This window comes from Caballeronia sordidicola (genome assembly GCF_002220365.1).
In the GTDB taxonomy this organism is placed as follows: Bacteria; Pseudomonadota; Gammaproteobacteria; order Burkholderiales; family Burkholderiaceae; genus Caballeronia; species Caballeronia sordidicola_C.
The window spans coordinates 1-20,876 of record NZ_MTHB01000076.1 but is presented as its reverse complement, the minus strand read 5'-3'; the positions used below and the strand labels follow the sequence as shown (position 1 = coordinate 20,876).

Here is a 20,876-nt window from a genome sequence, read left to right as displayed (position 1 = left end):
GCCATGATATCTGTACCCTCAGTCCGTGCGCCCACCGCGCCAAACGTTTGCGCGCCCATGCCAAAACGATTTCTCTTTTCGACGAAACCGGCAGCTGAAAATTATCAGCGCGCAAAGAGAAATTTGCTGTACCGCACGCATCCAAATCCGCCCCCGCTGCGTATGAATTGATGGCTGACCGCATCGCTATATGAAGCGGCATCCATAACGTGTCCAGTCGGCGCAACGCGCTAGCAAACTATCCGTCTGGGCACACTGCTTCCAACACATATAAAAATTACCAGACAGCCGCGGATCGTTTTCATCGCCGACTGTTCTACTGAAATCGGGGTCACACACATGAGAAACAGTCAACAAAGTCGGACGCACAAAACAAGTCGGCCAGCTAACCTCAGCGCCAAATTCGACGTTCAGTTGTCGTTCGTACAAGCGATGACCGTGTCAAGGAACGCTTCGCATATTGCAAGCACGTTGTCCGCATCACGGCGTAACAACGCCCTCGCCGAAGCCATTGCTGAAGTCACGAAAGATCACGGTGATAAAGCCGTCGACGCGTTCCTGGACGCGTTGAAAGGCTGGTTCAATCAGCGCAATTATCAGGCTGCAGCCGAACTGGTCGACTACTTTCAAACGCACGGGTGCCTGCCGGAAATTGCGCAGCCCGCACCGCCGCGACGCCGGATCTCGCGTGTTACTTCGAAGGCGGATAGCGCGTGCTCGGCCAACGCCAAATGACATCGCCGCATCTGGCACCCTGGCTCGCCGCAGTGAGCCAATAAAAACGCCCGGGTATCGAATCCGATGACCGGGCGTATCGCTTCATCATTGCGACAACTCATGCTTAAAACCGTTTCAAACGATCAACGCAAAGCGGAATAAGCCGTCGGCGACAGAAAGTGATTTTCAATCCGCTCGACGATAGGCTGCTTCGCCTCGGTTTCGGCACGCTTCGCGATCCACTCGGCGTCGGCCTGGAACGCGTTCCACTTGGTTTCGCGCTCAGCCAGGCTTTCCCATTTCAGCAAGTAGGTCAGCGCGTGGTTGCTCGGACCGGCCAGCGTGGTCCAAAACCCGATGGGTTCGATTCCGTATTTCTTGAAAAAGCCGAGCGTAATGTTCGCGAACCGGTCGTTCAATGCGGGCAGACGACCCGGCGCGCAGTGATAAATACGCATTTCAACGATCATTTTTTCCTCATGGACATGGAGTAATGCAGCGATCAAATCCGCTGCGGTTGGAATTCGCCATGAGGCAATCGTACCGGCGTTTAGCGCTGCCCGCTTGTGGCCATGCAAAAATAGCCGGCCAGCTTAACGGATCAAGCTTGTTTGACGGTGACGGAATCCGTATCGAAATCCTCGGCATCGACGACATAACCCGACGGTTCCCACCGAATGGCCAGCTGCGCGATCAGCCCTGCAAGCGGCGCGACCGCGATGAGCCAGAAGACCTTGGTGCCAAGCGCGGCCGAGAGTACGGGGAACAAAATCAGCGAAACGGTAGAACTCGCGCGCATCAGCGTCTGATTGAAACCCACGCCGACACCACGCAACGACGTCGGATAACTGAGCGATGCAAACGTCATGCTGTGCGAACCCGGACCGAAGCGTTGCCCACGGAGGAAAACCGCGAGAAACCCGTTCGCAAGTGCGACCTGCGCGCCGCCCGCGGGACGGCCGGCCACCGCGAGCCCGATCAACGCCGCCAATTGGAACGCGTAGCCCAGTGCGGTCAGCTTCCACGCACCGACCTTCGGCACCGTTCGCACAGCAATCAATCCGCTCGCGAAAGCAAAACATAGATTCAACGCGAGCGAGGCGAGGATGGTAGTGAGCAACGACTGCGGCGCCACGATTGACGAGCTGCGAGACATGGGCCGCGCTACGGATGACGGGGCGCGCGAGGGCGGGCTGACGCGAACGCGACAGCGGGCTCGCGCGCAAAGGAAATGTTTGCGGGTGAAGCGAACGCGCCGGCGTGCAAAGTGGTGGCCGGAATGACGTCGCGGACCGACGCGTCAGAAGCGTCAGTCCGCGACGTCCTGCTGCCTAACGAGCTTGACTCGCCGGCAATTACGCCTGCAATTACGCCGGCAATTACGTCGGCAATTACGTCGGCAATTACGTCTGCAATTACGTCGGCATTGCCTTCGGCACGCCTTCCCGGATCTGATCCTCGGTCAGATCGCGGGTATGAGTTGCAAGCGACCAGCGATGGCCGAACGGATCTTCGATCTGGCCATAGCGGTCGCCCCAGAACATATCGGCGACGGGCATGGTGACCTTCGCACCGGCAGCGACGGCTTGCGCGAAGGCGGCATCCACGTCTTTCACATACAAATGCAGCGTGACGGGCGAGCCTTTCAGCGTCAGCGGTCCGCTATGGCCACAATTCGGGAATTCCTCAGCCAGCATCAGCGTCGAGTCCCCGATGCCCAGCATGGCGTGCATCACCGTGCCGTCCGGACCGGGTAAACGCATGTGCTCGACCGCGTTGAATGCTTTTTTGTAGAACTCGATGGCGTCGGATGCACCCTTGCAAACAAGGTGAGGTGTGATCGTATGCATCCCTTCCGGGATCGGTTTCACAGCTGAATTGGACATTGCTTGGCTCCTGGATGTGACAGGTTGACGAACTAACTGGAGAGACGGCACCGAACAGGCGCCCTCTTTCGATACGACGTGCGATCAGCCCGCAAATCGACACGTCCGGCAGACTTTTTTGTTCAAACCGGCGTTTGGTTGCCGAGGCAGGCGGCTGATAAGGCTATCCGGTGACCCCGCTGTTAATCAATGCGCACCCAGCCATTCGCCTTCGACGACGCCAGCACGGCATCCACAATCCGCGACGAGCGCCAACCGTCCTCGAACGTCGGCAAACCGTCGCGCGTTTCGCCGCGAATCACCGCGTAGGTGTCCGCCACGAACGCCTCGAAACATTGCGCATAGCCCTGCGCGTGACCTGCCGGCAAGGTGGCGAGGCGTCGCTGTTCAGCGCTTCCTCGCGACGGATCGCGCACCAGCAGCCGCGTGGAATCGCGCTGGCCGACCCACAGCCGCTCCGGATTTTCCTGATCGAAGACCAGGCTCGTCTTCGCGCCGTCGATCTCGAACCAGAGCCGGTTCTTGCGCCCCGCCGACACTTGGCTGACCGTCAGCGTTGTAAGCACGCCGTTCTTGGTGCGCAGTAAGGCACCGGCGACATCTTCCGTGCCCACCGCCTGGGTCGGGCCGCCCTTCTCTGCCGCGGTAAACGATTGCACCGACCCGGCCGGACGTTCGGCGACCGTTGTCTGCAAGGTCGCCACGACGGTATCAAAGCGCTCGCCACTGATCCATTCCACCAGATCGCACCAGTGTGACCCAATGTCCGCGAACGCCCGCGATGGACCACCCAGCGCGGCATCCACACGCCAGTTGGTGTCGTCGGCGCCCAGCAGCCAGTCCTGAAGATAACTGCCGTGGATCAGTTGCAGCGCGCCCACGCTGCCGTCCTGCACGAGCGCACGCGCTTCCCTGACCATCGGGTGATATCGATAAACGAACGGAACGGTCGCGATCCGACCCGACTTGCGCGCAGCGAGTGCCAGCGCTTCGGCCTCGTTGGCACTTGTCGCAAGCGGCTTTTCGCAAATGACGTGCTTACCAGCGTCGAGCGCAGCCATCGCGAGGGAAAAGTGGCTGGCGTTCGGCGTGCATACGTGAATCACCGAGACCGAGGGATCCGCCATCGCCTCTTGCGCCGATGCGTAACCCCGTTCGATCCCCAACCCGGCGGCCGCCTGCGCCGAGCGGTTTGCACTTGATGACGCAATGCCACGCACCGTTGCGCCGGCGAGCCGTATCGCTCGCGTGTGAACCTCGCCCATCATGCCCGCGCCGATGATCGCGACGCCCAATGTCTCCGCCATGCTGTGCTCCCTTCTCGTTTTCTCGAAGCACGATACCCACTGAGCGCAGATTGGAGCAATCAGGGGATTCGTGTCGTTACTGGTTATGTCCCCGTTTTGCGCTCTTCCGCCCCTGTTTTGCTTGTGTACACTCATGTTCCGGCGTCTTCCGGCGCGCACATATTTTCGCCGAATTTTCCCTAAAGTTTTTCCACCCGCTGCCGAAAGCCCATCTATGGACCACGAAATCAACCCGCCAGCCGACTCGAACGATCCGACCTTCCTGAGGGCGCGAGCGTTGAGTCTGAGCGTCGGCGCAATCCGGAAGGCGCAGGGGAAAAAATGCCCCGGCGATTTTCCGGTTGGCACGATTGAATGGCATGCGGTGGTTGAGGAGTTTGCAAATGATGTACTGAAGGCGATGCTTTCAGAACCGGATTTGCCGATCCTTGAATTCAAACGCGACAACGCCAGAAAATAGAGGCTCTGGACGAAGCTTAAAGCCCGTGAAACCGAGCGCACGCTCCCGCTCTGATCAAAAATGAAAAAAGGCGTCGCGGATTAATTGCGACGCCTTTTTGCTTGAGATTCTGCTTGATTCCAGCGGGGTGATTCCAGCGAATCTTCATCCCCCCAATAAATCGATCACTTGCAGAATGTCCTTACGCAATTGATCGACATCGACCGCGGCATTCACTTGGGAAACTGCACCGCTTTCCTGCGTGTCCTCGATATCGCCAGCCGAACCGTTCGGACGACCATGTGAATCGAGCCGATTGCGCGCGCCATTGATCGTGAAACCCTGTTCATAAAGCAATTCACGTATGCGGCGGATCAGCAGTACTTCGTGATGCTGATAATAGCGGCGATTGCCACGCCGCTTGACCGGCCTCAGTTGCGTGAACTCCTGTTCCCAGTAGCGCAGCACGTGCGGCTTGACGCCGCATAGCTCGCTGACCTCACCGATGGTGAAGTAGCGCTTGGCCGGAATCGGAGGCAGGACGACTTTTTCCATCGTCAATCAACCATCGTGGTGAATGTCGCGAATGGGGAAAATGTCGCTAGAAAGCGCTCGGGTAGCACAAGGCTAATGCCCGTCACTTCAGCGGCCGAAACTGTTTTCAGCACCGGCTTCGACCAGCGCTTTCAACTTCTGACTCGCATGAAACGTGACAACACGACGCGCCGCGATGGGAATGGCTTCCCCCGTTTTCGGATTACGTCCGGGACGCTGCGGTTTGTCGCGTAGCTGAAAGTTGCCAAAGCCGGATAGCTTGACACTGTCGCCGCTTTCAAGCGCGTCGCGAATGACCTCGAAAAATGCTTCCACCATGTCTTTGGCTTCGCGCTTATTCAACCCGACATGGTCAAATAGCATTTCGGCCAATTCGGCTTTTGTCAGCGTAGGCGTTTCTGCCGTTGCCGCACCGTTCGAAGTGGGAACATCTCGGATCATGGCGCTACGTTGCGCCGAAAGAAGGGCTTCGAAATCACTCGAGTTCATTTGGTTCATATCGAAAAAATGGCGTGCCGATGAAGACGGAGGGGGCCAACTGCAGGCTATCCGCGCAATCGCGCGCCATGTACTCGAGCCAAGCGTTCCACCAATGTTTTGATGGCCGTTTCGACCGTTTCGTCCTGAAGCGTCCCGCCAGTATCTTGCAACGTTACACGGAAGGCAAGGCTTTTCTCATGCGCGTCCAACCCACCGGAAGTGCTTGATTTTGGACGAAATTCGTCGAATAAAGCAACCCTGGTGACATGCTTGCAGGCGGGCTCGGAACGGGCACTTTCCAGCTCGTCTATGAGCGCCTGCACTTCTACCTTCTGGTCCACGACGATCGCAATATCACGGCGAACCGGCGGAAATTTGGATACGTCGGACGGCACCGGCAACGCGCGTTGCATCAATGCTTCAGATTCGATTTCGAACAAAACCGGTGCATGCGGCAAATCGTATTTCTGCATCCAGCGCGGGTGCAGGTCACCGATCCAGCCCACTGCCCGGCCGTCGACTTCGATCCGTGCGCTGCGTCCCGGATGCAGCGCCGGATGTTCCGCTTTCACGAAACGCGGCACGACCGGCGCGAACAGCGCTTCCACGTCGCCTTTTACGTCGAAGAAATCGACAGTGCGCGACGGTTTGGCTCCCCACTGCTCGTCGAACGCCGGACCGTAAGCCAGGCCGCCGATCATCTTCGGCTGATCGAAACCTTCAATGGCCAGTTCGCCTGCCTTGATCGCCGGATCGTGCAGGAACACACGGCCCGCTTCGAACACGCGAATCCGGTCCGCGCGCCGGTTCAGATTGTGACGCAGCACGCTGATCAGACTGCCGAACAACGTGGTGCGCATGACCGAAAGCTGGCTCGCGATCGGATTGAGCAGCCTTACAGGATTCGTGTTGCCGGCGAAATCCGCTTCCCATTCAGCATCGACGAAACTGAAATTCACCGTCTCCGCATAATCACGTGCGGCAACGGCGTGACGCAGCACGTGAATCGAACGCTTCGTCTCGTTGGTCGGACGCATCTCGCTGGTCGCAACCGGCGGACGCGCCGGAATCCTCTCGAAGCCGTAAATGCGCGCGACTTCCTCGATCAGATCTTCTTCAATCTCGATGTCGAACCGATACGGCGGCGGCGTGACCGCGAACGTGTCGCCATCGTGCGTGAACGTCAGGCCAAGTCGCGTGAAAATCTGCGCAATTTCCTCTGCACCGATAACCACCCCGATGATCCGGTTGGCCCGCGATACACGCATGCTCACCGGCTCGCGGGTCGGTACGTTGAGCGTCTGGTCGTCTACAGGACCGGCGTTACCGCCGCAAATATCGAGGATCAGTTTGGAAACACGCTCGATATGCTCGACGGTCGTCGAATAATCCACGCCGCGCTCGAAACGATGCGCCGCGTCCGTGGAAAAGTTGTACTTGCGCGCGCGGCCACGAATGCTGTCCGGCCACCAGAACGCGGCTTCCAGGTAAATGTTGGTTGTTTCGAGCGACACGGCGGTGCTGTCGCCGCCCATGATCCCGGCGAGGCTTTCGACGTGGCGATCGTCGGCGATCACACCGACGGTTTCATCGAGTTCCACCGTATTGCCGTTCAGCAGTTTGAGCGTCTCGCCCGTCTTTCCCCAGCGCACTTCAATACCGCCGTGGATCTTGTCGAGATCGAACACGTGCGTCGGCCGGCCGAGTTCAAGCATTACGTAATTCGAGATATCGACGAGCGCGGAGATGCTGCGCTGTCCCGAACGCTCGAGACGCTCGACCATCCAGTGCGGCGTTTTCGCGTGCGCGTTCACACCGCGAATCACGCGGCCAGAGAAGCGTCCGCACAGATCGGGCGCCAGAACCTTGACCGGCAATACTTCATTGATAGTGACGGCAACCGGCGGCATCTCGAGCGCATGCAACGGTGCGCCTGTGATAGCGGCGGTTTCCCGCGCCACGCCGAACACCGACAAACAATCGGCTTTGTTCGGCGTGAGCTTGATCTCGAAAACGGTGTCGTCGAGGTTGAGCGTCTGGCGAATGTCCTGGCCAATCGGGGTATCGGCGGCCAGGATCAGCAAGCCGCTGTGATCTTCCGACAGCTTCAGTTCGCGTGCCGAGCACAACATGCCCTGGCTTTCCACGCCGCGCAGCTTGGACAACTTGATCGCGAACGGCGCACCGCCCGCTTCGGCCGGCGGCAGTTCGGCGCCGACCAGTGCGACCGGCACCTTGATTCCCGGCGACACGTTCGGCGCGCCGCACACAATGGTCAGCGTCTCGCCGGTGCCGGCGTCAACCTGACACACGTTGAGCTTGTCGGCGTTTGGGTGCTTCGCCACTTCAAGCACCTGCCCGACGACGATCTTCGTGGTCGGCGGCGCGACGGGCGCGAGGCCTTCCACTTCGAGACCCGCCATGGTCAGCGCGTGCGAGAGTTCATCGGTCGAGAGCTTGGGATCGACGAAAGTTCTAAGCCAGGATTCCGGGAATTGCATGTGTGTCTAGGTTCGAAATGAGGTTCGACATAAGTCGTGTCTGCGTCTGGACGTAACTGTCCCGACAACGGCTCGCAACAACGTGCGCAACGTACGTCAGGCAAATTGCTCGAGGAAACGCAGATCGTTTTCGAAGAACAGGCGCAGGTCCTGCACGCCATAGCGCAGCATCGTCAGGCGCTCGAGGCCACTGCCGAATGCAAAGCCGATATACCGTTCCGGGTCGAGTCCCATGTTGCGGATCACGTTCGGATGAACTTGCCCCGAACCCGAGATCTCGAGCCATTTACCGGCGTTCTTGCCGTGCTCGAACATCATGTCGATTTCGGCGGACGGCTCGGTAAACGGAAAATACGACGGCCGGAAGCGCACGAGAATGTCGTCACGCTCGAAGAATTTCTTCAGGAAATCAGAGTACACGCCCTTCAGGTCGGCAAAGCTGATGTTCTCGTCGATCCACAAGCCCTCGACTTGATTGAACATTGGCGAATGCGTGGCGTCGCTATCCACCCGATACGTCCGGCCCGGCACGATCACCTTGATCGGCGGTTTGTTCATGCGCGCATAGCGCACCTGCATCGGGCTGGTGTGCGTGCGCAGCAGCAGTTGCCGGCCATCCGCATCTTTGCCGTCGATATAAAACGTGTCCTGCATCGAACGCGCCGGATGATTTTCCGGGCTGTTCAGCGCAGTGAAGTTGTACCAGTCGGTTTCGATCTCGGGGCCATCGGCCACATCGAAACCAATCGTGCTGAAAATCTGTTCCACGCGTTCCCACGTGCGCATCACCGGATGCAGGCTGCCGGCGCCGAGACCGCGGCCGGGCAACGTGACATCGATCGATTCAGAAGCCAGCCGCTGATTCAGCAACACGTCCGCCAGCGCCTGACGGCGCGCGTTCAGCGCTGCTTCCACCTGCTGCTTCACCGCATTGATGCGTGCGCCTTCAGTCTTGCGGGCTTCAGGATCGAGTTTGCCCAAGCCTTTCAGCAGATCCGTGAGCACCCCGGACTTACCAAGAAAGCGGGCCTTTTCATTTTCGAGCGTAGCCGCATCAGCGGCGTTTTCGAAGGCATTTCGCGCGTCGGCGACAATCTGGTCCAGATCCATTGATCCCATCATTTCAGCGTCAAAGTTCTTCTGATCGTTCCCGGGCCGATGTTTGCGCGACCTCAGCATCTTCGCGCTTCAACCCATCTTCACCGGCTTCACCAACAAAAACGGGGCTCGACAAGAGCCCCGTTTTTTAGTTGTTCCGCCGTCCGGTTAGAGACAACGCAGCAACGAACCACGCAGTACCGATCTTGCTAACAAGCTCGATCAGGCTGCAACGGCGGCTTTTACCTGCTTGACGATCGCAGCAAAAGCAGCCTTGTCGAACACAGCCATGTCGGCCAGCACCTTGCGGTCGAGTTCGATCGAAGCCTTCTTCAGGCCGTTGATGAACACGCTGTACGTCATGTCGTGCTGACGCACCGCCGCGTTGATACGCGTGATCCACAACGCACGGAACACACGCTTCTTGTTGCGGCGATCGCGATAGGCATATTGCCCGGCGCGCATGACCGCTTGCTTGGCGATGCGATAGACGTTATTGCGACGGCCGCGGTAACCCTTGGCCAGCTTGATAATCTTCTTGTGACGGGCCCGTGCGGTAACCCCACGTTTGACTCTAGGCATAATGCGCTCCTGTGAGTGTCAGTTAAGGGTTAAGCGAACGGCAACATTGCGCGCACGGAATTCATATCTGCATGATGAACTTCCGTGGAACCGCGCAAATGGCGTTTGACCTTGGTGGTCTTCTTGGTAAGAATGTGACGCTTGAAGGCTTGACCACGCTTGATGGTACCGCCCGGACGCACCACGAAGCGCTTTGCAGCACTCTTCTTGGTCTTCATCTTCGGCATGAAACTACTCCAGTTTATTAGATGGATATGGGTGTGCGGTCGATCCATTCAATCCTGACCCGCCCTTCGAAACCCACATACCACTTATGAGCGGGAGGCTTTTGACAGCCACCGCCTTTTCATGAGCGCCGCCATTATCCGGCGAAGCCCCGAAACCTGCTCAAACGATGCCGCGCAGACCTTAAAGCCCAAGGCCGCGCGATCCATCGAACGATTCTTTCTATTACTTCTTTTTCTTCGGGGCCATGACCATGATCATCTGGCGCCCTTCCATCTTCGGCATTTGCTCGACCTGACCGTGCTCTTCGAGATCGGTCTTCAACCGCTCGAGCACGCGCATGCCGATTTCCTGGTGAGCCATTTCCCGACCGCGAAAACGCAACGTGATTTTCGTCTTGTCGCCATCTTCGAGGAAGCGCGTGAGGTTACGCAGTTTCACGTTGTAGTCACCGTCGTCGGTGCCCGGCCGGAATTTGACTTCCTTGACCTGAACGATCTTCTGCTTGAGTTTCGCCTCGTGCTGCTTCTTGGCTTCCGAGTACTTGAACTTGCCGTAATCCATCAACCGGGCAACAGGCGGGACAGCCTGAGGCGCGATTTCGACGAGATCCACGTCCTGTTGCTCAGACATGCGGAAAGCATCGGCAAGCTTCACGATTCCTAGCGGCTCATTGTCCACTCCGACCAGGCGCAATTCAGGTGCCGTGATTTCCCCGTTGATGCGATGTGCAGACTTATCAGTAGCGATGTTACGTTTCCTCTAAAAATCTAAAAAAACTAGCCGCGCTGCGAGTGGGCTTACTTGTACGCCTGCACGTCCTGCTGCAGACGCTCAAGGAATGCATCGAGGGGCATTACGCCAGCATCGATACCGCCACGAGCACGCACGGCTACGGTTTGTGCCTCACGCTCCTTGTCCCCGACAACCAGCAAATACGGGACCTTCTGCAACGTGTGCTCTCGTATTTTATAGCTAATCTTCTCGTTGCGCAAATCGCTCTCTACTCTAAGCCCTTGTTTTTGCAACGATTGGGTCACTTGCAGTGCATATTCAGCCTGACTTTCAGCGATATTCAGGACCACAGCCTGCACCGGCGCGAGCCACGGCGGCATTGCACCAGCATGGTGCTCGATCAGAATTCCGAGAAAACGCTCCATGGAACCGACGATTGCACGGTGCAACATTACCGGTCGCTTGCGACTGTTGTCTTCTGCCACATATTCAGCGCCCAAGCGCTCCGGCAGCACCATGTCGAGCTGCAGCGTGCCGCATTGCCATGACCGGCCGAGCGCGTCCTTGATGTGGTATTCGATCTTCGGACCGTAGAACGCACCCTCGCCCGGCAATTCTTCCCACGTGAGACCGCACGCCGTCAGCGCGTCGCGCAGGCCCTGCTCCGCCCGGTCCCAGGTTTCGTCGGTACCGGCACGGGCGTCGGGACGCAGCGACAACTTGATGTCGATGTGATCGAAGCCGAAATCCTTGTAGATGCTCATCGCGAGCGTATTGAACGCAATGGACTCCTCGATGAACTGGTCTTCCGTGCAGAAAATGTGAGCGTCGTCCTGGACGAAACCACGCACGCGCATCAGGCCATGCAACGCGCCCGATGCTTCATTGCGATGACACGAGCCAAATTCCGCGTAACGCAGCGGCAGATCGCGATATGAACGCAAGCCATGGTTGAACACCTGCACATGACCAGGGCAGTTCATCGGCTTGATCGCGTAATCGCGCTTTTCCGACTCCGTCGTGAACATATTTTCACGATAGTTCTGCCAGTGACCCGACGCTTCCCACAGCGAGCGGTCCATGATCATCGGCGTCTTGATTTCGAGATAACCGACTTCGCTCAGGCGGCGGCGGATGTATTGTTCGACTTGTTGCCAGATCGCCCAGCCCTTAGGGTGCCAGAACACCATGCCCGGCGCTTCTTCCTGCAGATGGAAGAGGTCGAGTTGCTTCGCGAGCTTGCGGTGATCGCGCTTCTCGGCTTCCTCGAGCATGTGCAGATACGCTTCCTGGTCTTCCTTCTTCGTCCAGGCCGTGCCGTAGATACGCTGCAACTGTTCGTTCTTCGAGTCGCCGCGCCAGTAGGCGCCCGCGACCTTCATCAGCTTGAAGACCTTCAGCTTGCCGGTAGACGGCACGTGCGGGCCGCGGCACAGATCCGTAAAACTGCCGTGCGAGTACAGCTTGATGTCGTCCGTGGACGGGATCGATTCGATGATCTCCGCCTTATACTTTTCGCCGATGCTCTTGAAGTAGTCGACCGCTTCGCCGCGCGTCACAACTCGGCGCGACACCGGCTCGTCCTTCTTCGCGATTTCGGCCATGCGCTTTTCGATCTTCTCGAGATCTTCAGGCGTAAAGGGACGGCTGTATGCGAAGTCGTAGTAGAAGCCGTTTTCGATCACCGGGCCGATCGTCACTTGCGCATCCGGATACAGATCCTTGACCGCGTAGGCGAGCAAATGCGCCGTGGAGTGGCGAATGATGTCGAGACCGTCAGCGTCTTTTTCAGTAACGATGGCGAGCGACGCGTCATGATCGATCAGCGTGGACGTATCGACGAGCTCGCCGTCGAGCTTGCCGCCCAGCGCAGCCTTCGCGAGTCCCGCGCCAATAGATGCAGCGACTTCCGCAACCGTGACGGCGTGGTCGTACTGTCGAACCGACCCGTCGGGCAAACGTATCGAAACCATTTCGTTCTCCAAGACGCCGGCGGCCGACGCCCAATTTCATTCAACAATGCCTTGCAAACGCCAAGTCAACCGCGCGAAGGCAAAAAAAAATGCGGCCCCACATTTTGAGGGGCCGCATTCACTTTTCCTACAACTGCAAAGGCGAAAGTGGTCCTCGACTAGCGTCGCTCCGAAGTTGTTTCGGTCAACGTTCGCGGTGCCATCTTATTCATTTGCCTTTCGCGCCAAGACGCTTGCTGCAGTTTTGAAAATCCAGCGCGAACCGGATTTCCACTTTCGTTGGTAGGCTCGATTGGACTCGAACCAACGACCCCCACCATGTCAAGGTGGTGCTCTAACCAGCTGAGCTACGAGCCTGAAGAAGCGAAATTATATGGAGCGTTTTGAATCTTGGCAAGTGCTTTCATGCGATGACACTGCAGATATTCGTCGATACGTTTAAGAAGCATCGACAATGCGCTTCAAATTCAACGCCTTATCAACCCGCCAAGCGCACGAGCCGTGCATGCATTTTCTTCCTGCGTGCGACTTCAGGCCCGTCGCGACGCGCTCGTCACGCCCTGCACGTCGCTCAGCAACGAGCACGCGCGCTGAATTTGTGCGGCACTCGACACCTCGACAGTAAATTGCATGTACGCGACGTTGCGCCGACTCTGCGTCTTCACGCCGGTCACGTTCATCTTCTCGCGTGCAAAGACTTCAGAGATATCGCGCAGCAAGCCTTGCCGATCGTTCGATTCCACGGCGAGATCGACCGGATACACCGACGATCCGCGTCCACTCATTACGTCAGCGGACCACGCGGTCTCAAGCACACGTTCGGGTGAACGTTCGGCCATGCGCTGGAAGGTCGCGCAGTCGCTGCGGTGAATCGACATCCCCTTGCCACGCGTGACAAAGCCCGCGATGCGATCCGGCGGAGCCGGACGGCAACACCGCGCCAGTTGCGTCAGCAACGCGTCCACGCCGACGACCAGCACGCCGGTAGACGCGCCTTGCGCCACGCTTTGCCCGCTGCTGCGTTTCTCGAATTGCGCCGGCGCTTCGGGCTCGGGTTCCGGCGGCGGTGTATCGTGCAGCGCCTGCTCGATGTTGCGCAGGCTGAACTCTTCCTTGGCGACGACCGCGTACAGGTCTTCAGGCGTCTTGAAACCGAGCTTCGATGCCAACTGATCGAGGTTGACGGACGTCTTGCCCTCACGCTGCAGCGTCTTTTCAACAAGCGTGCGCCCGTTCGCGATATTTTCCTCGGAATCGACCGCGTTGAACCACGCGCGCACCTTTTGCCGAGCCCGTGGACTGTGCAAATAACCGAGCAACGGATTGAGCCAGTCGCGCGACGGCCCGCCCTCCTTCACCGCCACGATCTCGACCGTCTGGCCGTTCTGCAGCGGCGTGTTGAGCGGCACCATGGCCCCGTCGACACGAGCGCCGCGGCAACGGTGCCCAAGCTCGCTGTGCAGGTGATATGCGAAGTCGACGGCGGTCGAGCCTTGCGGCATGGCGATCACGCGTGCCTGCGGCGTAAGCACGTAGATGTGGTCGTCGTCGAGCGTGGCCTCGCGCAAATGCTGCCGGGGCTGTGCGCCGGGCTCATCGCCCTCGGAGACGTCTTCTTTCCACGCCAGCAGTTGGCGCAACCACGCGATCTTTTCGTCGTATTTTTCAGCGGCCGTGACTTGTCCACCGTACGCACGCACGCCGGCTTCCTTATAGCGCCAGTGGGCCGCTACGCCATATTCGGCAAAACCGTGCATTTCCTGCGTGCGGATCTGGACTTCGAATGCTCGCCCGTCGTCGCCTACCACGACGGTATGCAGCGACCGGTATCCATTCGCTTTCGGCCGTGAAATGTAGTCGTCGAACTCCCGTGGCACCGGCTGCCACAAGTTATGGACGATACCGAGCACGGTGTAGCAATCCTTGATGTCGTCGACGATCACGCGAAACGCGCGCACGTCATTCACCTCGGAAAAATCCAGCTCCTTGCCGCGCATCTTTTTCCAGATGCTGTAGATGTGCTTCGGCCGGCCGCTCACTTCCGCCCGGATATTCGCGGTGGCCAACTCCTTCTGCAAGCGTGCGATCGCGTCGGTCACATACGCTTCGCGCTCGACACGCTTTTCGTCAAGCAACTTGGCAATGCGCTTGTAGGTGGGTGGTTCCTCGAAGCGAAACGCGAGGTCCTCCAGTTCCCACTTCAATTGCCAGATGCCCAGCCGGTTCGCGAGCGGCGCGTAGATCTCGAGTGTTTCACGCGGCACGTCGGGCGAAGGCTCGAGCTTGTTCGCAGCGTAGTAGCGCAAAGACTGCAGCCGCGACGCCAGCCGGATCAACACCACGCGGATATCCTGCGCGAACGCGAGCAGCATCTTGCGCAGCGCTTCGACCTGGGCACGACGCGCCGCTTGCGCTTCACGGCCCGTTTCCGGCAACGTTGCCTGCGTGGCCCGCGAACTGACCGAACCCAGCCGCCACAGCTTGCGAACGTCCGCGACCAAGCCTTGCACTTCTGTGCCAAAACGTTCACTGATGACACGCTCGGGGTCATCAATATGCGGCGCAATTGCAAACAGCGCCGCCGCCACGATGGCTGCTGGATCGACGTTCAACGTTTGCATGATCCGCGCCGTGCCGGCAGCGTGCTCGAACAGCAACTCCCCGCTGGTCAACCGGACCTCTCCCGCGTGTTCGCGTACGAACGCGAGCGCGTCGTCGAAGGACGGCTCGGGTATCGGCGCTGGAGGAACGGCGGTATCAGGCATACGAATTAATCTGGTGCTCGAAATGTTCCCGGCTTAGCTGCGCACGGCCGCCACGATCACCACTTCCACGAGGCATGCCGGATTGGCAAGCTTCGATTCCACGGTGGCGCGCGGCGGCGCATTGCCTTCGGCAACCCACATGTCCCACGCTGCGTTCATGGCGGCGAAATTGGCCATGTCGGAGAGATAGATCTGGACCGACAACAGCTGCGTCTTGTCGCTGCCGGCCTCTTCAAGCAAACGGTCGATATGGCCAAGCACTTCGCGGGTCTGGCCCGTGATGTCCTGGTCAGTGTCTTCGGCGATCTGGCCGGCAAGATAAATGGTGCCGTTGTGGATCGCGATTTCCGAAAGACGCGCGCCAACGTGATGACGAATGACTGCCATGAGTGTTCCTGAGAGTGAATAGTCAAAAAAACCGTGCGAAGCTCAATATTATGCCTCGGACGTTTCTGTACCGAGGAAGAACTCGTACGCGATCGCAATCTGATCAGGCGCCAGAAACGCCGGCGCATGACCCACGCCCGCGATCTCCTTGGCCGTCACGGCCTGCCCGCTCGCGACCATTTTTTTGACGGTCTCGCGCGACAGCAAGTCCGAATGTTCACCCCGAACAACCAGCACCGGATGTTGGATTGCCGCCAGCGAATGCCACAGGATCGCCTCGCCGCGCGAAGCCGCATTCGCGTCCGCCGTGGCAAACGGGACCGCGATCTTCGGGTCGTACCGATACCCCCAGCGGCCCTCGCGCTCCTGCATCAACGGCGTGTTGATCGCGCGCCATTCATCGGCCGTCAGTGGCCCGAACGACGCAGCGAGCTGCGCCGCGTCGTCGATGCCCTCTTGCAGCGTGGCGAAGGTGCCTCCTCGGCCAAGATAGGCGCCGATGCGCACGAGCGCCACGGGTTCAATATGTGGCCCGACGTCGTTGAGTAGCATTTTCCGGATGGGCGAATTCGGCAGTCCAGCGAGTCCGAGGCCGATCAGCCCGCCCATGGACGTCCCAAACCAATCCACCGTTTCCACGTTCAGCCGTGCAATGAGCGCGACCATGTCACCTACGTACTGCGGCACCCCGTAATGCTTCGGATCGACCAGCCAGTCCGACAACCCTCTGCCTGCAACGTCCGGACACACCACCCGATATTCGCCAGCGAATGCCTTCGCCACCTCGTCGAAATCCCGGCCGGAGCGCGTCAGCCCATGCACGCACACGAGCACGCGCGGGTTCGCCGGATCACCCCATTCGGTATAAGCCATGCGATGCAGGCCCGACGGGCTGATGCACTGCACATGGCGCTGGCGTGGCGTGGGAACAAACGAAGGTGCAGCTTCGACGATAGACGCGGACATAAGGTTTTCCTCTGTGCGATGGCGCTGCGGTATGCGAACAACTCAACCGAAATCGATTGTAAACGCTTTGCCGGGTGCGCTTCGGCGCGATGCCGCAGCGTTAGCCCAACGGCCTGTACAAAGGCGCGATATCCACTCAAAACACGGACCACACGCCCCTTTACGACCCGCCCGGCCTCTGGCAAACGCCGCGAGGCAAAATAAAAGACCGTTCCGACTCACGTCGGAACGGTCCGTTTCAGCCGGAAAAGCAAACCGGCGCCGATGCAGAAAACCTTACTTGACGCCGCTCACATCCAACGGTGCGCCGGTTTTCTGCTGAATCTCTTCCACACTGACGCCCGGCGCCAGTTCGACGAGCTTCAGCCCCGCGTCGGTGACATCGATCACGCCAAGATCCGTAATGATGCGGTCGACCACGGCCACCCCCGTCAGCGGCAACGTACACGCTTCGAGAATCTTGTGCTGGTCGCCCTTCGCCACGTGTTCCATCAACACGATCACGCGCTTCACGCCCGCGACCAGATCCATCGCACCGCCCATGCCCTTGATCATCTTCCCGGGGATCATCCAGTTGGCCAGGTCACCCGTCTTGCTGATCTGCATGGCGCCAAGGATGGCCAGGTTCACGTGGCCTCCACGAATCATCGCGAACGAATCCGCCGACGAAAAAATCGACGATCCCGGCAGCGTGGTCACCGTTTGCTTGCCGGCGTTGATCAGGTCGGCATCGACTTCTTCTTCCGTCGGCGACGGCCCGATGCCAAGCAAGCCATTCTCCGATTGCAGCCACACCTCCATACCTTGCGGCACGAAGTTCGCCACCAGCGTGGGCAAGCCAATGCCCAGGTTCACGTAAAAGCCGTCCTGCAATTCCTTGCCCGCCCGCGCGGCCATTTGGTTCCGGTCCCATGCCATGATCAGTCTCCTTTTGCGCGCACGACGCGTTGTTCAATGCGTTTTTCCGGATGTGCGTTCAGCACGATGCGCTGCACGAAGATGCCCGGCGTGTGAATGGCGTCGGGATCGAGGGCGCCCGTTTCCACGATTTCCTCCACTTCGACCACCGTGATCTTGCCGGCCATGGCGCACATCGGATTGAAGTTGCGGGCCGTGCGGCGATAAATCAAATTGCCTGATTTATCCGCTTTCCACGCCTTCACGAGCGCCACGTCAGCGGTGAGCGAATGTTCGAGCACATAGTGGTTGTCGCCGAATTGACGCGTTTCCTTGCCGTCCGCGATCACCGTGCCATAACCCGTGTTGGTGAAGAACGCCGGAATGCCCGAACCGCCCGCGCGCAGCTTTTCGGCCAGCGTGCCTTGCGGCGTGAATTCAAGCTCGAGTTCGCCGGCCAGATACTGGCGTTCGAATTCCTTGTTTTCGCCGACGTACGACGAAATCATTTTCTTGACCTGACGGGTTTCGAGCAGCAGCCCAAGTCCGAAGCCGTCAACGCCCGCGTTGTTGCTGATGCACGTAATGCCCTGGACGCCCGTGTCGCGCAATGCCGCGATCAGCGCCTCGGGAATGCCGCACAGGCCAAAACCACCGACGGCAAACGTCTGCCCGTCCTTCACGATGCCATCGAGCGCGTCTTTCGCGCTGGGATAGACCTTGTTCATCTGTTTGTCCCTTCCTGATCTGGATGAAATCCGTTTATTTAAGCCGTCTGCGCGACCGGTTTGCATGGCGCGAGACGACTTTCTCACGTGGCAAAAGAGTACGACGCCGGATCGATCCGGCACAATACGCAAAAATACATAAGGAATTGCCGTACTGCACGGCGATGCAATAGCTAAACGCGGGCTAAACCCGACACGTGCGAGCCAAATGCGTCAACTGGATTACCAAACAGCGTTTCATCTTGCGCCAGTCGGACTGGTGTTGTCACGGGAACGGATCATCGAAGACTGCAATGAGCAGCTCTGCGCGATTTTCGGCGCGGCGCCGCAGGCTTTGCTCGGCCAATCGTTCCAGGTGCTGTATCCGTCGCCGGTGGAGTTCAAGCGGATCGGCGAGCGCATCGCCGCCTTGATGCAGCGCCGGGGCAGTTACGCCGACGACCGCATCATGAAACGCGCAAACGGAGAATTGTTCTGGTGCCACGTGACCGGGCGCTCGCTCGACCTGAGCGCGCCGCACGCAGCCGGCGTATGGACCTTCGAGGATCTGAGCGCAACCCGCCGGGTTGCCATTGAGCTCACGCCCCGCGAACGAGAAATCGCCGCGCAGCTCGTCACCGGCAAGACCAGCAAGCAGATCGGCCGCGCGCTGGATATCAGCTCGCGGACCGTCGATATCTACCGGTCGCGGCTCATGCGCAAATACGACACGGGCAACGCGACCGAGTTGCTGCAGCGGCTGCTGGGAGACTAGGCGCCTGTTTTGATGCCCACTGCGGCCGTTTCAATGGCATGGCGCAGCAGGTCGGGAATCTGCACCGATTTCGCCGCCGCGTAGTCGATCCAAACGCATTTCGCCGTGCCGCGGGCGTAGAGCGCGGTGGGGTCGTCGGCACGAAACAGCTCGAAACGCGTGTCGAAACTGCTGCGGCCCGGCGGCCCCACGAACATGCTGCCGATGACATCGCCGGGATAGTGGAGCTGCCTCAGGAATTCCATCGACGCATTCACGATCACCGGTCCCTGCCCTTCAACGTTGGCACCGGCAATGGCCAGTTGCCGGAACCACGAAATCCGCACTTCCTCCATGAAACGGAAGTAGACCGTGTTGTTCACGTGGCCGAATGCGTCCATGTCGCCCCATCGTAGCGGCATGGACAGATCAATGACGCGATGAAAACCGGCCGGCGCTGGCGTTGTTGGGCTCGCCTGCTCAAGAACCTGGCTCATAGGCCAAACCCGTCGTCGGCAGCGATCACCGAGCCGTTGATGAACTGCGATTCGTCGGCGGCAAGCAGCAGCAGCAAGCCATCCAGGTCTTCAGGCGTACCCACGCGGCGACGCGGCAGCATGGCCAGCAGCTTTTGGCCCGCCTCGCTTTTCCAGTGATGGTGATTGAGTTCGGTATCGATATAACCCGGACAAATCGCATTCACATTGATACCGTGACGGCCCCACTCCTGCGCCATCGCCTTCGTCATATGAATGACGGCGGCCTTGCTCATGGAGTAAATGCCGATCTGCGGCAAGGTCTTGAGCCCCGCCATGGACGCGATGTTGATGATCCGGTAACCCGGCTTGACCGTGCCGTTGCCGCGCATGATCATCCGTTTCGCCACTTCCTGCGCGACAAAAAACGCGCCGCGCGTGTTGGTATCGAAAACAAAGTCGAAGTCCGACGGCGTCACGTCCGTCAGCTTTTGCTGGGTGGACACACCCGAATTGTTCACGAGGATGTCGATCGTGCCGGCCTCCGTCTCCGCGTGCGCGACGGCCGCCTTGATGCTTTGGTAATCAGTCACGTCGAGCGACACGACGTGCGCCGCGCCCCCGGACGCCTCGATCTCGGCGCGCAGTTCCTTCAGGCGCTCGGTGCGCCGGCTTGCCAGCACGACCCGTGCGCCCGCCTGCGACAGCACTTGCGCAAAGCGCTTGCCAAGTCCGCTGGAGGCGCCGGTGATCAGCGCGCATTTGCCTTCCAGATTGATCGAACGGCCCATTGTTTTTCCTTGGTTGAAAGCGATTGAGATGCCCGGATTCGAACCGGCCTGACGCCGTTCGCCCCAAATAAGCATCGAATCGACACAGCCGATATGCTATCCTAAAATAATACGGTCGTGCTAATTTCAGGATCGTCGGTTGCACCCTGCGAAGGGTTCCCTGACAATACGCGATCCCCAAAAAAAGCATTCTAACGTTAGACAGGAGCATTGGATGACCCCGGAGAGTCTCATCGAGCAGTACGGTCCCCGTGAATCCATGGAGTACGACGTCGTGATCGTGGGCGGCGGTCCTGCGGGGCTATCGGCGGCTATCCGGCTGAAGCAGCTCGCGCAGGAAAAAGGCGTGGAGCTGGGTGTCTGCGTGCTGGAGAAAGGCTCCGAGATCGGTGCGCACATCCTTTCGGGCGCCGTGATGGACCCGCGGGGTTTAAGCGAATTGCTCCCCGACTGGAAGACCCAGGGCGCACCGCTCGATGTGGAAGTCACCGAGGACCGTTTCCTGTTCTTGTCGAAGGACAGCGCAAAACAGGTGCCGAACTGGCTGCTTCCGGATAACTTCAAGAACCACGGTAACTATGTCGTGAGCCTGGCGAACGTCACGCGCTGGCTGGGGCAACAGGCTGAAGCGCTGG

The 20,876-nt window shown here is 59.2% G+C and carries 22 protein-coding genes, 1 tRNA gene and 1 pseudogene; 4 read left to right on the top strand and 20 right to left on the bottom strand.

Translation table 11 applies throughout. The features are described 5' to 3' along the window. Positions 1-438: 438 nt before the first annotated feature. A complete protein-coding gene (locus BSU04_RS12565; protein WP_144021213.1) occupies positions 439-735 on the top strand; it encodes a hypothetical protein in 297 nt (98 codons plus the stop codon). A gap of 125 nt (positions 736-860) precedes the next feature. On the opposite strand, the gene BSU04_RS12560 is transcribed toward BSU04_RS12565, so the two are convergent. The 4 genes and pseudogenes from BSU04_RS12560 to BSU04_RS12545 all read right to left on the bottom strand — a co-directional run bounded on the left by BSU04_RS12560 (position 861) and on the right by BSU04_RS12545 (position 3,910). Further along, complete coding sequence (locus tag BSU04_RS12560) at positions 861-1,187, bottom strand: NIPSNAP family protein (RefSeq protein WP_089160905.1); 327 nt, start codon at positions 1,185-1,187, stop codon at positions 861-863. 131 nt (positions 1,188-1,318) lie between these two features. Then, a pseudogene (locus BSU04_RS12555) lies at positions 1,319-1,861 on the bottom strand (MFS transporter); the annotation flags it as partial. 271 nt (positions 1,862-2,132) lie between these two features. Then, positions 2,133-2,603, bottom strand: coding sequence for a VOC family protein (locus tag BSU04_RS12550; protein WP_089160904.1), 471 nt, complete (start codon positions 2,601-2,603; stop codon positions 2,133-2,135). Positions 2,604-2,785: 182 nt separating this feature from the next. Beyond that, a complete protein-coding gene (locus BSU04_RS12545; protein WP_089160903.1) occupies positions 2,786-3,910 on the bottom strand; it encodes a Gfo/Idh/MocA family protein in 1,125 nt (374 codons plus the stop codon). 214 nt (positions 3,911-4,124) lie between these two features. Between BSU04_RS12545 and BSU04_RS12540 the strand changes: the two genes are divergently transcribed. Then, on the top strand, positions 4,125-4,370 hold the full coding sequence (locus BSU04_RS12540) for a hypothetical protein (protein WP_089160902.1): 246 nt from the start codon (positions 4,125-4,127) through the stop codon (positions 4,368-4,370). Positions 4,371-4,514: 144 nt separating this feature from the next. On the opposite strand, the gene BSU04_RS12535 is transcribed toward BSU04_RS12540, so the two are convergent. The 14 genes from BSU04_RS12535 to BSU04_RS12465 all read right to left on the bottom strand — a co-directional run bounded on the left by BSU04_RS12535 (position 4,515) and on the right by BSU04_RS12465 (position 18,241). Beyond that, the gene (locus tag BSU04_RS12535) at positions 4,515-4,904 is read right to left on the bottom strand and encodes a MerR family transcriptional regulator (protein WP_089160901.1); all 390 of its coding nucleotides are present in this window, start codon (positions 4,902-4,904) and stop codon (positions 4,515-4,517) included. A gap of 87 nt (positions 4,905-4,991) precedes the next feature. Continuing rightward, on the bottom strand, positions 4,992-5,402 hold the full coding sequence (locus BSU04_RS12530) for an integration host factor subunit alpha (protein WP_031359001.1): 411 nt from the start codon (positions 5,400-5,402) through the stop codon (positions 4,992-4,994). A gap of 47 nt (positions 5,403-5,449) precedes the next feature. After that, complete coding sequence (gene pheT, locus BSU04_RS12525; protein WP_089160900.1) at positions 5,450-7,885, bottom strand: phenylalanine--tRNA ligase subunit beta; 2,436 nt, start codon at positions 7,883-7,885, stop codon at positions 5,450-5,452. Positions 7,886-7,981: 96 nt separating this feature from the next. Then, positions 7,982-8,995: a phenylalanine--tRNA ligase subunit alpha gene (gene pheS, locus BSU04_RS12520; RefSeq protein WP_179258303.1), complete on the bottom strand. Its 1,014-nt coding sequence runs from the start codon at positions 8,993-8,995 to the stop codon at positions 7,982-7,984. Positions 8,996-9,205: 210 nt separating this feature from the next. Beyond that, entirely contained in the window at positions 9,206-9,565 is a 360-nt protein-coding gene (gene rplT, locus BSU04_RS12515; protein WP_007585475.1) for a 50S ribosomal protein L20, read from the bottom strand. A 29-nt stretch (positions 9,566-9,594) separates the two neighbouring features. Beyond that, the gene (gene rpmI, locus BSU04_RS12510) at positions 9,595-9,792 is read right to left on the bottom strand and encodes a 50S ribosomal protein L35 (RefSeq protein WP_089160899.1); all 198 of its coding nucleotides are present in this window, start codon (positions 9,790-9,792) and stop codon (positions 9,595-9,597) included. Positions 9,793-10,015: 223 nt separating this feature from the next. Further along, the gene (gene infC / locus BSU04_RS12505) at positions 10,016-10,540 is read right to left on the bottom strand and encodes a translation initiation factor IF-3 (RefSeq protein WP_075583340.1); all 525 of its coding nucleotides are present in this window, start codon (positions 10,538-10,540) and stop codon (positions 10,016-10,018) included. A 50-nt stretch (positions 10,541-10,590) separates the two neighbouring features. Beyond that, positions 10,591-12,498 (bottom strand): threonine--tRNA ligase, encoded by a 1,908-nt coding sequence (gene thrS / locus BSU04_RS12500; RefSeq protein ID WP_089160898.1) that lies wholly within the window; start codon positions 12,496-12,498, stop codon positions 10,591-10,593. Positions 12,499-12,778: 280 nt separating this feature from the next. Continuing rightward, a tRNA-Val gene (locus BSU04_RS12490) sits at positions 12,779-12,855 on the bottom strand. 173 nt (positions 12,856-13,028) lie between these two features. Then, positions 13,029-15,263, bottom strand: coding sequence for a RelA/SpoT family protein (locus BSU04_RS12485; protein WP_089160897.1), 2,235 nt, complete (start codon positions 15,261-15,263; stop codon positions 13,029-13,031). A 33-nt stretch (positions 15,264-15,296) separates the two neighbouring features. Continuing rightward, entirely contained in the window at positions 15,297-15,650 is a 354-nt protein-coding gene (locus BSU04_RS12480; RefSeq protein ID WP_089160896.1) for a RidA family protein, read from the bottom strand. 48 nt (positions 15,651-15,698) lie between these two features. Further along, positions 15,699-16,616, bottom strand: coding sequence for an alpha/beta fold hydrolase (locus BSU04_RS12475; protein ID WP_089160895.1), 918 nt, complete (start codon positions 16,614-16,616; stop codon positions 15,699-15,701). A 276-nt stretch (positions 16,617-16,892) separates the two neighbouring features. Further along, positions 16,893-17,534 (bottom strand): CoA transferase subunit B, encoded by a 642-nt coding sequence (locus BSU04_RS12470; protein ID WP_089160894.1) that lies wholly within the window; start codon positions 17,532-17,534, stop codon positions 16,893-16,895. 2 nt (positions 17,535-17,536) lie between these two features. Next, positions 17,537-18,241 carry a CoA transferase subunit A gene (locus tag BSU04_RS12465; protein WP_089160893.1) on the bottom strand — a complete coding sequence of 235 codons (705 nt, stop codon included), beginning with the start codon at positions 18,239-18,241 and terminating at the stop codon, positions 17,537-17,539. Between the two features lie 208 nt (positions 18,242-18,449). Between BSU04_RS12465 and BSU04_RS12460 the strand changes: the two genes are divergently transcribed. After that, on the top strand, positions 18,450-18,995 hold the full coding sequence (locus tag BSU04_RS12460) for a LuxR C-terminal-related transcriptional regulator (RefSeq protein ID WP_089160892.1): 546 nt from the start codon (positions 18,450-18,452) through the stop codon (positions 18,993-18,995). On the opposite strand, the gene BSU04_RS12455 is transcribed toward BSU04_RS12460, so the two are convergent. Next, complete coding sequence (locus BSU04_RS12455) at positions 18,992-19,471, bottom strand: acyl-CoA thioesterase (protein ID WP_089160891.1); 480 nt, start codon at positions 19,469-19,471, stop codon at positions 18,992-18,994. The two genes, BSU04_RS12460 and BSU04_RS12455, sit on opposite strands and share 4 nt — an antisense overlap. Continuing rightward, entirely contained in the window at positions 19,468-20,241 is a 774-nt protein-coding gene (locus BSU04_RS12450) for an SDR family oxidoreductase (protein ID WP_089160973.1), read from the bottom strand. Before BSU04_RS12450 ends, BSU04_RS12455 begins: the two co-directional genes overlap by 4 nt. 214 nt (positions 20,242-20,455) lie before the next feature. Here BSU04_RS12450 and BSU04_RS12445 point away from each other — a divergent pair. Beyond that, positions 20,456-20,876 (top strand): NAD(P)/FAD-dependent oxidoreductase (locus BSU04_RS12445; protein WP_144021212.1); only part of this gene is annotated, 421 nt, incomplete at its 3' end.

Coding starts and splice junctions, on each gene's coding strand:
- BSU04_RS12545 (WP_089160903.1), bottom strand. CDS start 3,910: ATGGCGGAGACATTGGGCGTCGCGATCATCGGCGCGGGCATGATGGGC.
- BSU04_RS12475 (WP_089160895.1), bottom strand. CDS start 16,616: ATGTCCGCGTCTATCGTCGAAGCTGCACCTTCGTTTGTTCCCACGCCA.
- BSU04_RS12540 (WP_089160902.1), top strand. CDS start 4,125: ATGGACCACGAAATCAACCCGCCAGCCGACTCGAACGATCCGACCTTC.
- rplT (WP_007585475.1), bottom strand. CDS start 9,565: ATGCCTAGAGTCAAACGTGGGGTTACCGCACGGGCCCGTCACAAGAAG.
- BSU04_RS12550 (WP_089160904.1), bottom strand. CDS start 2,603: ATGTCCAATTCAGCTGTGAAACCGATCCCGGAAGGGATGCATACGATC.
- BSU04_RS12535 (WP_089160901.1), bottom strand. CDS start 4,904: ATGGAAAAAGTCGTCCTGCCTCCGATTCCGGCCAAGCGCTACTTCACC.
- BSU04_RS12485 (WP_089160897.1), bottom strand. CDS start 15,263: ATGCCTGATACCGCCGTTCCTCCAGCGCCGATACCCGAGCCGTCCTTC.
- BSU04_RS12460 (WP_089160892.1), top strand. CDS start 18,450: ATGCGTCAACTGGATTACCAAACAGCGTTTCATCTTGCGCCAGTCGGA.
- BSU04_RS12530 (WP_031359001.1), bottom strand. CDS start 5,402: ATGAACCAAATGAACTCGAGTGATTTCGAAGCCCTTCTTTCGGCGCAA.
- BSU04_RS12465 (WP_089160893.1), bottom strand. CDS start 18,241: ATGAACAAGGTCTATCCCAGCGCGAAAGACGCGCTCGATGGCATCGTG.
- thrS (WP_089160898.1), bottom strand. CDS start 12,498: ATGGTTTCGATACGTTTGCCCGACGGGTCGGTTCGACAGTACGACCAC.
- BSU04_RS12470 (WP_089160894.1), bottom strand. CDS start 17,534: ATGGCATGGGACCGGAACCAAATGGCCGCGCGGGCGGGCAAGGAATTG.
- BSU04_RS12450 (WP_089160973.1), bottom strand. CDS start 20,241: ATGGGCCGTTCGATCAATCTGGAAGGCAAATGCGCGCTGATCACCGGC.
- BSU04_RS12560 (WP_089160905.1), bottom strand. CDS start 1,187: ATGATCGTTGAAATGCGTATTTATCACTGCGCGCCGGGTCGTCTGCCC.
- BSU04_RS12480 (WP_089160896.1), bottom strand. CDS start 15,650: ATGGCAGTCATTCGTCATCACGTTGGCGCGCGTCTTTCGGAAATCGCG.
- BSU04_RS12455 (WP_089160891.1), bottom strand. CDS start 19,471: ATGAGCCAGGTTCTTGAGCAGGCGAGCCCAACAACGCCAGCGCCGGCC.
- pheT (WP_089160900.1), bottom strand. CDS start 7,885: ATGCAATTCCCGGAATCCTGGCTTAGAACTTTCGTCGATCCCAAGCTC.
- pheS (WP_179258303.1), bottom strand. CDS start 8,995: ATGGATCTGGACCAGATTGTCGCCGACGCGCGAAATGCCTTCGAAAAC.
- rpmI (WP_089160899.1), bottom strand. CDS start 9,792: ATGCCGAAGATGAAGACCAAGAAGAGTGCTGCAAAGCGCTTCGTGGTG.